The sequence below is a fragment of the uncultured Anaerococcus sp. genome (genome assembly GCF_963510575.1).
GTDB lineage: Bacteria > Bacillota > Clostridia > Tissierellales > Peptoniphilaceae > Anaerococcus.
Genome location: NZ_CAUPFR010000039.1, coordinates 1 through 13,368, shown reverse-complemented (window position 1 = coordinate 13,368; position 13,368 = coordinate 1). Strand labels below are relative to the sequence as shown.

Sequence of the window (13,368 nt, the reverse complement as noted above, 5' to 3'; positions counted from 1 at the left end):
ATTCTTTCTGGATCCTGGGCAAAAAGGAGCTTATTTGGAGAAAAATCAAGGCTGAGCCCAAAATCATCAACAACCTTAATATCCATCCCACATACCCTAGCCTCACGTTGGACATAATAATTATCGGGATTTTTGGCTAGGATATAATTATCCTTTGGAATCATTAGGACCAAATCAAGATTTTTAGCAAAATCACATATTTCATTGGCGAGCTCATAGGCTATAGGGTGGGAGGCCAAGACTTTTTTATTCTTGAAATCATAAATTTCGCCACCGTTATAGGCAGATAAGAGTCCGCCAAACTTGTCAAAACCCAAAATCTCAGCCTCAGCTCTGATACCATGGCTAGGCCTACCTGAGGCAATCATCACTTCATGGCCTGCCTTAATAGCAGAAATTAGAGCGTCACGGGTTTTTGGGGTGATTTTCTTTTCATCATTGACCAAGGTTCCATCAATATCAACTACAATCAATTTCTTCATAAATCCTAAACTCATTTCTAGAAAAATTAATCATTGACCCTAAAAATAGGATTGCCAAATTCAACAAGGCCAGTTGTGAGTTTTTCAACCTTCTTTATAGATGGATTAGTAATCACAACAGGAGATTGGATATTTTTTCCAGCTGCCTTAATCTTATCAAGGTCAAACTCAAGCAAAAGATCACCTGGGAGGACATCATCTCCCACTTTTTTAAAAATCTTAAAACCATCGCCGTCCATTTCCACAGTATCAATGCCAATATGGATTAAAACCTGGAAACCTGCAGGGTTTTTAATAGCAAGCCCATGCCCACCATTAGCCACTATACTAACCTTGCCAGCGCAAGGTGCATAAACCTTAGAATCACAAGGCACAAGCAAGACCCCTGCACCAACGATAGATTGGGCAAAGATAGGGTCGATGCACTCAGCAAGGTCTAAAACTTCACCCGTCATAGGTGCTAAAAACAATCTACTATCATAATCAGCCATAAAATCCTCTTTCTACATTAAAATACCTTAAAAAGGGCAAGCCCTTTTAAATTTAAAAATAAGTTCTTGTTATTACTATACCATAAAATGGCGAAATGGTTTCGCCAGAAACTAATCTTAGGAAAATTTTTTTCTAAAAGGTAGGCGATTTTATATGGGTTTGGCATCTAGACTGTAAAATTATATAAAGGTGGAGAGAGGATTTTTCCTAGCTTGCTTATATCATTTTTTTTAATTTCTTAAGGGTCAGAGAATGTCTATTTCTCACGGTTTTTGCCGATAGACCTAGGAGGTCTCCTATTTTTTTATCTGGGAGATTTTCCCAGTATTTTAGTTTTATAATCATCTGGTCTTTCTGATCCAGTTTTTTAATTTTTTCGTAAAGGTAGGCGTATTTTTCTTTGGTGAAAAAATTTTTCTCCAAGTCATCATCGCTTATTAGGCTATCCAATAGACTTTGGCCCTTGTCGGTTTCTTGGTCGAGGGAAGTGGTGAAGGGTTTTTTCGCCTTGTCCCAAAAGTGGTAATTTAATCTGTGTTTGAGATAATTACCAAAAGTCCCCTGGTTTTCGTCATAGGCAAGGATGGCTTCGATCAAAACCATCTTTGCCTCATCAATAGATTCTTGTATGTCAAAGGTCTTAAACCTTCTTACAGTCGCATAGATTAAAGGCATATAGTCTGCCATGATTCTTTCAGCATTTTTCATTTCAATCATAATTCTGTCCTCATTTCATAAATTTATCTCGAGACTAGGTCTATAATAATACAAATTGGAGAAAAAGTTTAATAAGCTAAAGCCTTTGTAAAATAGGGATAAGCAAGGATTTGGATTTTATTTTAAAAAATCTTTTCTTAAAGCGATTTTAGACAAATTTAAAATTTATAAATTATCTGCAAGAAGGCTGATAATTTACCGTCTTAAAGTGCTATCACAACACCCAGAAACCCTTGCAAGGTCAGGGTTCTTTGCGATTTTTTTAAAAGCTAGTTATAAAAACCACCTTGATTGACTATAGAAAAAATATATAATATAAGGTAAGAAATATGTTTAAAATTTGTAGGTTTGATAATTCTTATCAGCTACAAAGACAATAACTAAGGAGAGTAAGATGAAAAACAAGAAATCTAGTATTTTAGTAGCAGCTCTTTCAATTTCATTTATCTTTACTAGTCAAAATTCCTTTGCCCAAGACTTAGAGGCAAGGACAGTAGAGGTAGATAATTTTAACGAGTCTGCCAAAGATGCTTCATCAAATAATGATAAGCTAGCTAGGGATAAAAAATCAACTGACACTCAAAGTCAAGCAAATAAGTTGGCAGATGCTGACTCAAAAACTGCGTCTGACTCAGCTAAGAAGGGCGAAGATGACCTTTCTATCCTAGATGAAGAAGCCAGTGAAGAAGTTCATTTTTCTAATGGACAAAAAGAAAAATTAAGACAAGAAGGCTTTTCTGAAGAGAGGATAGAAAATCTCGAAAGATCTGCTAAGTATAGTATGGAAGAGGCTAAAAGAGAAGAAAAACCTTTTGACCTAAACAAGTTCATAGAAGATGCAATCAATCAAAACAAAAAAAACCAAGGCGAAGATAGGTCTGACCAAACTGGGACAAAAAACGATGTTGATGCCACCACATCTGCGACTTATTACAAAAAGCCTAACTGGGAAAACAAGATTAAAGATAAGTCCCGTTGGAAGGTCGAAGATGACCAAAACCTTGTAAGGGTAGGTGGATCTGACCCTGTAGAAATGAATGATATCGACTATGATGGTGCCTTTGTCGATGCCAATGGCAGGACAGTCCTAAGACTTGTCTATAAGGAAAAAACTCAGGCGGCATCTGCTGTTTGGTATAGGGGTCTAATTAACTTTGGAGACCTTGATAAATTCATAGACTATGATCACTCCTATGTTTTGGGCAAGGACGGCAAGACCCAATATAAATTTGAAGATGTTAAAAATGTTGTTGGCAAGGGCTTTGACCTAGGAAAGGCTGCCGGAGACAGGACAAATAACAGGAAAAACCTCCCTATCAACCTAGTTTTGAGAGAAGGGGTGGATCTATCAAAACTTGGTAATGAAAATTATATAGTTCAAATGAGACTAACTGATGGTAATTATAAAAGAGTCTATGCCTATGCTCCAAAGGGCACATCTATGGACTATTCTACCTATACAAAGACAACATCGGTTGACCTAGTAGATAAGCTAGGTACTCTATTTATAAAGGGTGGACTTCAAAATGAATCTAACAATGCAACCAACCAAGAATTTTTTATGTCTGAATTTATTTCAAACCCAGACCAATATAATGACAAGTCAAATCTTGGTATTATCAGAACTCAGTATATGGGTCAAAGAGCAGGTAATGCGTCTTCTCCAACCATAGACGGTCAACCAATTGCCTATACCCAAGTCTTTGATGCAAACCTTCTTAAGTATATGAAGGCTGATGAAAAGGGCAATATTGCCTATGTCAATGTAATGACTGATGGTAGGGTCCTATCACCATATAGTAAAAATTTTGGTATCAAAAAGGAAATGATAAATGTTGATGAAAAAAAGGGACTAGCTTACCTTGTTATAGGCACAGAAGACTTCAAAAAAGAAGGTGTGAAGGTAGTAAAAATTCCACAACACGACCAATACACTATGCTTTCAGGTTTCTATATCACAGCCATCGACTATGTAGTAGACAAGGGACAATTTGAAAAAACATTCAGTGATGATAAAGTTAGAAAATTAAATTACACAACCATGTCAGGTTGGACCAATCCTAATAAAGGCGGTTGGACAATCTTTGAAAAAAAATATGAAAACGACTATGTAGTTGACGAAGGAGATTCTTACCTAATCGATACAGGTGAGGAGCCAAGTGGTGGACAAATCATGGTCCAAGTTGGTGATGACCAAGCTATTTTAAGAAAACCACAAGGATACTACAATGGCTATAATTCAGGGAAAGGTGCCAATGATGCCATAGAAGAATATGCAAAGGGTGTTTATAAGATTACCCTACGTGAGGGTGCGACTATCAAAACTGGTGATAAGCTAAAAATTTACATGCCTTATACATCATCTCACGGTAAGCCAGTAAACTTCCTTGAAATCCACAATGGTACAAAAATAAACGAAGGTGCAGCAACTTTAACATTAGAAAAAGGTAGAAATATCAATATGCACTTATATAAAAAGGGAGCCGGTTCTTACAAGTTAAAATACACCTTAAAAAATGGAACTGAAAGTAGCTTAGAATTTAAAAAGGGCTTAACATGGATGTTTAATGACAAAGATGGTGTTATGACAGGGACACCTAATAAAGCTATCTTAGCTTCTGGTGGTACTTTCTATATTGATACTACAAAATTAAAAACAGGTGCAGATATTTTTGTTGAATCCTATGACGCTAAGGGAAATAAAATTGATACCGAAACTTCATGGTTTAAATATATACCAGTAAAAAAATCTGATGAAAATGTCAAGAACCTCACCTGGACAGACCATTCTGATAAAAAATCAATTTTATCAATCAACAAGTCCCTCTACACCCCATATCAACAAATCTTCACCAATGATTATGAAGAAGGTAATGTTTATGTAGACCCTAGAAAACTACCAGCCGATAACGATAAATTTAATAATGATACTACAGAAATTGTCGGTTATACCAAATATGACGGTGGTAAGGTAAGGACTCTTTATGAAGAAGGCAGAGTAGGTAAGTATATAGCCAAGGTCCAAGCTGACGAAAATAAATACAATGACAAAGGGGAGTTAATAACAGATGTTAGGAAAAAACTAACCCTAGCCAAGGCTAATATATTTGACCCACATTTTGATGGAGATAATAAAACATACAAGGCCTACCAATATAGGATAAACCTAGCAAAGATGCTTGCTTACCAATCTGATGATAAAACAGATAAAAAATTGACCCTTCTAAAGGATATGAAATTCGTTTCAAATGCTTCAGACGGATCATCTCTACCATCAGACCTCTTTGAATCAAGAGTTAGGGCGAGAATCCTTTTTGATACCACAGAAGGAAAGTGGGCAGATAATACAAATAAATCTGTAAGGATTGCCCCAGATAACGTAAAATTCTATGGAGAAACAGGCTACAAGGCAAATGGTTTTGAGGGCGACAATGTAGCAGCAAATACAGGCGATAAGTTCCCAGACGCTCCAAAGGCAGATGGAAACAAAAAATTCCTAGGTTGGGTAACAGCTGATGGTAAGAAAGCTTTAAGCGGAACAACAGTTACTGCTTCTGAATTTAATAAGCTCACCAAAGACCAAATCTTTACAGCAGAGACACCAATCACCAAGCACCTAGTAGTTTATGCTATCTATTCAGAAGAAACAGCAGTCACCTTTGATGCCAACCAAGGAAAGATAGGCGATAAGGACCAAACTGTTGTTAAGGTTGGCGATGATAATAAAGCGACTGAACCTAAAGACAATCCAACCAGAGAAGGTTATGAATTTAAGGGTTGGTCTACAGATAAGAATGCAACAGAAGCTGATCCTAATATATTAAACAATGTAGAAAATCCAAAAACTGTCTATGCAGTTTGGGAAAAGGTCGAAAAAACCCCTCTAACTTTAAAATCCCCAGACAAAGTAGAGGTAAAAGACCTTAATGCTCTTACATCTGATGAAAAAGATAAGGTTAAGGATGCTGTAATAAAGGCAAACCTAGATAGTAACTTAAGTAAAGAAGACATCATAGTTAGTGATGATGGTAGTGTTTCTGTAACAAAAGACGGCAAGGATGGTACAATCGGAAAAGATAAAACAGTCACTCAAAAGCTAGTAGAAAATAATTTCAACCCACCAAAAGAACCTGTTAAGGTTGATAATGCACAAGGTTTATCTGATACTGAAAAACAAGCAGTTAAAGATGCTATCAAGGAAGCAAATAAAGATAGGAACTTTAAGGACAAAGACATCACAGTTGAGGCTGACGGTACAGTTAAAATAAACCAAGATGGTAAGGTTGGAACAATTTCTGCTGATCAAACTGTTGTCCAAAAAGACACCATCCTTGACTTAACTGCTCCAGACAAGGTAGAGGTCAAAGATCCAACTAACCTAACAGAGGAAGAAAGAAATGCAGTTGCCAAGGCTGTTAAAGAAAAGAATTCGTTGCCAGATACAGCAACAATTGAAGTTGATGCTAAGGGCAATGTAATAGTTAAAGACGGAAATAAGACTGGAAAATTAGCTGACACAGTAAAACAATTCACCAGAGATGGCAAAAAATTAAACCCACCAGCTGACAAAGTTAAGGTAGGAAACACTGAAAAGCTTACTGAAACAGAAAAACAAGCTGTAAAAGATGCAATAAAGGCAGCCAACCCAGAATTAGGATTTACAGATGATGAAATCCAAGTCGATGCAAATGGTACAGTTACCGTGCCAATGGGAGTAGGAAAGGTAGGAACTTTCCAACCTAGTGATACGGTTGTAGAAGTTACACCAGCTGACAAGACAATAAAACTTGTAGCGCCAGAAAAAACTCCAGTTGCAGATGCAAGCAAACTTACAAAAGAAGAAAAAGATAAGGTTATCGAAGCTTTGAAGACTGCAAATCCAATCTTGAAAGGCGAAGGTTATAATATCGAAGTTTCTGATGACGGAGCTGTAATAGTAACCCAAGGTACAGGCGAAAATCAAAAAACAGGCCAACTAGGCCAGGCAGACACAGTTGACGAAAAGCTCAAAGCACCAATAGCAAATGCCAAAGACGACGGAAGCCTAACAACCAAGCCAGCAAATGATGATGCTGATACACTTGAAATTTCATATACCGACCCTAGTGGAAATCCAAAGCAATTAACCGCAACAAAGGGACAAAATGGCAAGTGGACCCTTCCTCAAGGCACTGATAAGGATATAACCATAGACCCAGACAAGGGCGAAGTTACAATTCCATCTGTGAAAATCAAAAATAATACAGATGTAAAAGTCACAGCCAAAGACGGAGAAAAAACATCAGACCCAGCTACTGTGAAATCTAATGACACACAAGCTCCAGGAAGTCCACAGTTAGAAGCAAAACCTGATGGCGGAGTAAAAATAACCCCACCAGAAGAGAAAGATACTTCAAAAATTGAAGTAACCTACACACCAAAAGAGGGTGGAAATCTTGTAACAATTACAGCTACAAAAGATGCCAATGGTAATTGGACCCTCCCAGAAGGAACAGATGCTTCAATAACAATTGACCCAAAAAGTGGTGTGATAACTCTTCCAAAAGGAATGGCAAAAGAAGGACAAAAAGTAACCGCAACAGCAACAGACATCAACAACAATACTTCAGAAAAAGGCGAGGCAGAAGCAGTAGATAAAGCAGAATTAAAGGCTGAAGCAGACAAAGAAACTGTTACAAAAGACGATGTAAAATATACAAACGCAACAGAAGAAAAGAAAAAAGCCTACGATGAAGCCTTAGAAAAAGCAAAGGAAGTCCTTCAAAATCCAAAGGCTACACAAGCTGAAATAAATAAGGCAAAAGCAGACCTTGAAAATGCTGCAAATGCTTTAGACGGTAAAGAAACAAATAAAGACAAGCTTAGAGAAGAAGTAAATAAAGAAACATCTACAAAGGATTCTGATAAATACAATAATGCTGAAAAAGCTCTAAAAGATGCTTACGATGAAGCTTTGAAAAAAGCTAAGGATGTCCTCAATGATTCAAAAGCTAGCCAAGATGATGTAGACAAGGCTAAGAAAGCCTTAGAAGATGCTGCAAATGCTTTAAATGGTCAAGACTCAAGTAAGCCAAAAGCTCCGGAAGTAAGCGCTGAAAAAAATGGAGATGTTAAAATAACACCACCAGAAGATGATAAAGTTACAAAAATTGAAGTAACTTATAAGCCAAAAAATGGTGGAGACCCTGTAACAATCACAGTCACAAAAAAAGATGGAACTTGGAAATTACCTGATGGAACTGATACATCTATAAAAATTGATAATTCAGGAAACATTACAATTAAAGATGGAATAGTAGCTGAAAATACAGAAGTAAAGGTAGTAGCTAAAGATTCTGCTGATAAGAATTCAGATGAAAAAACAGCAAAAGTACCTTCACTTGCAGATAAAATGACTCCTGCCTACACAGAAGCAGATGCCCAAGCTGGAAGTCCAACAACAATTACAGGACCAAACTTTACTGACAAAAACAATTCATCAGTAGCTATACCAGCAGGAACAACTTTCAAATTAGGAAACGATGCTCCAAAAGGTGCTAAAATTGATGAAAATGGCAAAATTGAATACACACCAAGTGATGATGACGCAGGCAAAGACATCACAATCCCAGTAGTAGTCACCTATAGTGATGGATCAAGTGAGACAGTAAATGTTACTGTAAAAGTAGCTCCAAAAGAAGGTCAAGAAACAAAAATAAAAAACCCAACAATAACAACAGTAGACAACTCCAAAGCCTTGACAAAAGATGACAAGGATAAAGTCAAAAAAGCTGTTGAAGATGCAAACAAAGATAGTTCTGGAAACAGCACTCTACCAGAAGGCGCAACAATTGATGTAGCAGATGATGGTACAGTTACAATCAAAGACAAAACAGGCAAGGAAATTGGAAAAATCACAGCAGACAAAACTGTTGCCCAAAATGCTAATAAACTTGGAGTAAAGGCACCAACACCTGTTGAAGTAGCAAATCCAGATGATGTTACAGAAGAAGAACAAGGCAAAATCAAAGCCGCAGTAATAGCAGCCAACCCAGATTTAGCCGACGCAACAATCACAGTTGACAAAAAGGGTAATGTAACAGTTAAAAAAGGTGATAAGACTGGCGAATTAAGTCCAGAACAAACTGTTAAAAAAGCTGAAGAAGAAACAAAAATTAATGCACCAGCAAACCCAATAACAGTAGACAACTCCAAAGCCTTGACAAAAGATGACAAGGATAAAGTCAAAAAAGCTGTTGAAGATGCAAACAAAGATAGTTCTGGAAACAGCACTCTACCAGAAGGCGCAACAATTGATGTAGCAGACGACGGAACAGTTACAATCAAAGATAAAAATGGCAAGGAAATTGGAACAATCACAGCAGACAAAACTGTTGCCCAAGACAATACAAAACTTGGAGTAAAAGCACCAGAAGCTGTTGAAGTAGCAAATCCAGAAAATGTTACAACAGAAGAACAAGGAAAGATTAAGGAAGCAGTAAAGAAAGCTAACCCAGATCTAAACTTAACTGATGATGACATTACAGTAGATGAAAAGGGTAATGTAACAGTAACAAAAGACGGAAAAACTGGAAAACTTACACCAGAACAAACTGTTAAAGAGTTGGCAAAGGCTTCTGTTAATAAGGATGAGCTTACAAAACTTGTTGAAAGTCAAGGTCCAACAAAGAATGCTGATAAGTATAAGAAGGCTGACCAGGCCCTAAGAGATGCTTATGACAGAGCCCTAGCTAAGGCTAAGGAAGTTCTTAATAATCCAAATGCTTCCCAAGAAGATGTTGACAAGGCTAAGGATGCTTTAGAAAAAGCTCAAAAGGCTCTAAATGGCAAGGCTGATGATGATACTAATCCAGCAATTCCACCAATTGATGCTGGCACAGGCTCTGATAATAAGGGCGGAAGCGGAGATGCTGACGAAGACAAACCAGGTCAAGCTAAGGGTGATGAAGATTCTCGCTTCAAACCTATTGACAAGGTTGGAGTCAAAGACCCAAGCAAGCTTACAGATGCAGAAAAGAAAGCAATAGCAGATAGGATTAGGAAAAATAATCCAGGTCTAATTGATGTTTCTGTTGACGATCAGGGTAGGGTTGTAATTATCACTAAGGATGGCAGAAAAATCACTATGCCAGCCAAGGATGTCTTGTTTAAGGCTGAGGATGAAAGGGTAATTTTACCTAAAGATAAGGTCAAGGTTAAGGATGTAGATAAGTTAAGCAAGGCTGAGAAAAAAGCTATCTTAGATAGTATAAAGAAGGCAAATCCTGATGCTAAGAAGGTAGAAATGGATAAAAATGGTAATCTTGTCCTAACCTATAAGGACGGTTACCAAGCTAAAGTTTCTTACAAGAACCTAGTTGAGAAGGCTGAAGATGGTTCTGTTGCCGTTCCTTCAAATGGCAAGGAAGGCTCTACAAATCCTCACAGAGACAGAAAAGATGCAAACCAAGCTCCACAAAAATCTGGCAAGGAAGCTGACCAAGCTCCAGCTAGGGATAGACAAAACCAAGCAGGCGCTAAGAATGTAAAGACAGGCGTTGGCGCAGTTAGTGGCCTATTTGGAATTGTAGGAGCAGCTATAGCAGGCTTATTTGCGACAAGAAAAAAAGAAGATAAATAAGATTTGCACCTATATGAAAAACTCAAGGTCTTAGGGCCTTGGGTTTTTTTGTGCTTAAGTGGTTTGACCAAAGGAAAGATGGAATGCTATGCAGGTGGGGGATTTAGGTCCAAATCCCAAAATCCCTTAAATTCTGAAAAGTGTATGGATAATTAAACAGAGGGACATCTATAAGTTTGATTCATCGAATGTATTTGTCGCCTTATAGGCGCTATGCAAATATTAGATAAGCTGGTAGTTTTGAATGAAATTTATAATTATACTTAATTTCATCTAGGAAAATATTTTTTTGCTAAAAACATATCCGTTATTTTTTGGTCTACACTAAGTTTTTCGCTTGTTTTACGTATTTAGACCGTTTTTTTATTCTGTATTTTTCTCTTTAGATTTTCTACATATACTTATTTATTAGCTTTTGTATCTGAATTTTGTTGATTTTGTGTATATTAATACAAAGACCAAATTTTGTATATATTATCAAACTGTTATAAAAAATATATATAATTTAATGAGGTTTAAAGCTCTTATTTTCAAAAAACGTTTTACTTTTTGGAATTTATAGGCTTTCCGACATTTATCCATTTATACGCACAAATAATTATAAAAATTAGGTTGATATTGGTGAATTTTGATATTATAATCTATCTGTTGAATAAATATTAATATGATAGGAGATGTTAACATGTTTAAAATTAATGTACCTTACGATCATACAAGTATGGAGGTCGTATTAGAAGATAAAAATTTTGTAGGCAAACTAGAGGGAAAACAAACTCATTATGTGGCTAGTAAGTCCCAAGAAGACTTGGTGGAAGAATCTCTAGATAATCCAATTGGCCAAAAGAAACTTGAAGAACTTGTTGTCGGTAAGAAGGATATAGTAATTATTAGTTCAGACCATACTCGTCCTGTTCCTTCAAAAATTATTACACCTATTTTACTAAGGAGAATACGCAGTGCTAACCCAGATGCCCGCATTCGTATTCTTGTAGCAACAGGATTCCACCGTCCATCAACTAGGGAAGAATTAATAAACAAATACGGTCAAGAAATCGTAGATAACGAAGAAATTGTAATGCACGTATCCACAGATGACAGTTCAATGAAAGAAATCGGCACACTTCCAAGTGGCGGAGCTTGCATAATTAACAAAATCGCTGCTGAATGTGATTTGTTGATTGCTGAAGGCTTTATTGAAGCTCACTTCTTCGCAGGATTTTCTGGCGGAAGAAAATCAGTTTTGCCAGGGGTAGCTTCTTATAAAACAATCATGGCTAACCACAGTGGTGAATTTATAGATGATAAACATTCAAGGACAGGAAATCTAAACCATAATTTAATCCACGAAGATATGGTATATGCAGCAAGAAAAGCAAATCTTGCCTTTATCATAAATGTTGTTTTAAATGGCAAACACGAAATTATCGGTTCCTTTGCAGGTGATATGGAAGAAGCTCACAAGGTTGGTTGTGACTTTGTAAGAGACCTTGCCAGCGTTAAAAAGATTGACTGTGATATAGCTATCACTACAAATGGTGGAGCTCCACTTGATCAAAATATTTACCAAGCTGTAAAGGGTATGACAGCTGCTGAAGCAACTGTTAAAGAAGGTGGAGTTATCATAAGCTGTTGTGCTTGTGGTGATGGTCACGGTGGTGAAGGTTTCTACCACAATATTGCTGATGTAAAAGAAGCTAGAGAATTTGAAGAGATGGCTATCAACACTCCAAGGCTTGAAACTGTGCCAGACCAATGGACTTCTCAAATTTTTGCCCGTATCCTTTCTCACTACCATGTAATCTTGGTATCTGATAAAGTAGACGAAAAACTCGTTACTGACTTGCACATGCAATTAGCAAGAACTATGGATGATGCTTTGAAATTAGCATTTGGTATAATGGGCGAAGATGCTAAAGTAGTTGTTATTCCTGATGGTTTAGGTGTAGTTGTTGAAGCTTAATGGATAAGGAGCTAATATGATTTCAAAATTAATAGCTGAGTTCTTAGGAACTGCTCTTATGATTATATTTGGTGTTGGTGTTCACTGCGATGAGGTACTTAACAAGGCTAAATACCAAGGCTCAGGCCATTTATTCGCCATTACAACATGGGGTTTTGGTATTACTATAGTTTTGGTAATATTTGGTGATGTGTGCATTAACCCAGCCATGGCATTTTGCCAAGCTATTCTTGGTCTTATCCCATGGACCTACTTTGTTCCTTATGTTATAGCTGAATGTTTGGGAGGATGTGTAGGAGCATTGATTTGCTATGTCCTATACAAAGATCAATTTGATGCATCCGTAGACATTGACCCAGTAAAGGTAAGAAATATATTCTCAACAAACCCTATATATAGGAATCTTCCTAGAAACTTCTTTGTAGAGTTTTTTGCAACCTTTATTTTCTTATCATCAATATTAGGTCTTGTTAAAAATCAACCAAATATTGTGCCAATAGGTGTCGGTTTGTTAGTGTGGGCGATTGGTATGGCCCTAGGTGGTCCTACAGGATTTGCTATGAATCCAGCAAGGGACCTAGGTCCAAGACTTGCTTATAGCCTATTACCAATCAAAAACAAAACAGATAATGATTGGCAATACGGCTTAACAATTCCGGGCATTGCCCCATATGTAGGCGCAATTGCAGCTGCCTTATTTGCTAAATTTTATCTTGGTTTTTAGGAAAAATATTTGTAAAAATTGACCTAAATAAAAGACGGATTAATTTAAAGATTTAAGCGGGATATAGTCTTAAGATGAGATTTAATATTCCGCTTAATTTTTTTATTAAGATTTTTTTATAAAGTACATACCAGAGCCAATCCATGGTTGGACCAGAATTTTGGGAGTTTTCTAGACTAGCAGGCACCGTCTCGTATCCTACGAAGAACAAGCCCGTCGGGACGGGGCAGGTGTGCTGGGCTTGGATTGGGATTAAATTTCTTTTATTTTCTTAATGGATGTGTAAAACTTTAACTTTATATATAATATGTCTTGCAAAGGGTGAAGATTCGTGTTATAATTATACCAGGAAAACGAAATCTAAAGATACTGG

General features: G+C 36.9%; 6 protein-coding genes. 3 read left to right on the top strand and 3 right to left on the bottom strand.

The annotated features are described in order from the left end of the window. The 3 genes from RQ907_RS04305 to RQ907_RS04295 form a co-directional block, all read right to left on the bottom strand. On the bottom strand, nt 1-482 hold a 482-nt coding region (locus RQ907_RS04305; protein WP_311492163.1), incomplete at its 3' end, for an HAD hydrolase family protein. A gap of 26 nt (nt 483-508) precedes the next feature. Beyond that, nucleotides 509-973, bottom strand: coding sequence for a glucose PTS transporter subunit IIA (locus RQ907_RS04300; RefSeq protein ID WP_311492162.1), 465 nt, complete (start codon nt 971-973; stop codon nt 509-511). 217 nt (nt 974-1,190) lie between these two features. After that, nucleotides 1,191-1,691 carry a sigma-70 family RNA polymerase sigma factor gene (locus tag RQ907_RS04295; RefSeq protein ID WP_311492161.1) on the bottom strand — a complete coding sequence of 167 codons (501 nt, stop codon included), beginning with the start codon at nt 1,689-1,691 and terminating at the stop codon, nt 1,191-1,193. A 394-nt stretch (nt 1,692-2,085) separates the two neighbouring features. Between RQ907_RS04295 and RQ907_RS04290 the strand changes: the two genes are divergently transcribed. The 3 genes from RQ907_RS04290 (at nt 2,086) to larD (ending at nt 12,995) form a co-directional block, all read left to right on the top strand. Beyond that, complete coding sequence (locus RQ907_RS04290; protein WP_311492160.1) at nt 2,086-10,311, top strand: Rib/alpha-like domain-containing protein; 8,226 nt, start codon at nt 2,086-2,088, stop codon at nt 10,309-10,311. A gap of 682 nt (nt 10,312-10,993) precedes the next feature. After that, nucleotides 10,994-12,271 (top strand): nickel-dependent lactate racemase, encoded by a 1,278-nt coding sequence (larA, locus tag RQ907_RS04285; protein WP_311492159.1) that lies wholly within the window; start codon nt 10,994-10,996, stop codon nt 12,269-12,271. Nucleotides 12,272-12,287: 16 nt separating this feature from the next. Beyond that, a complete protein-coding gene (gene larD, locus RQ907_RS04280; protein WP_311492158.1) occupies nt 12,288-12,995 on the top strand; it encodes a D/L-lactic acid transporter LarD in 708 nt (235 codons plus the stop codon). Nucleotides 12,996-13,368 lie beyond the last annotated feature (373 nt).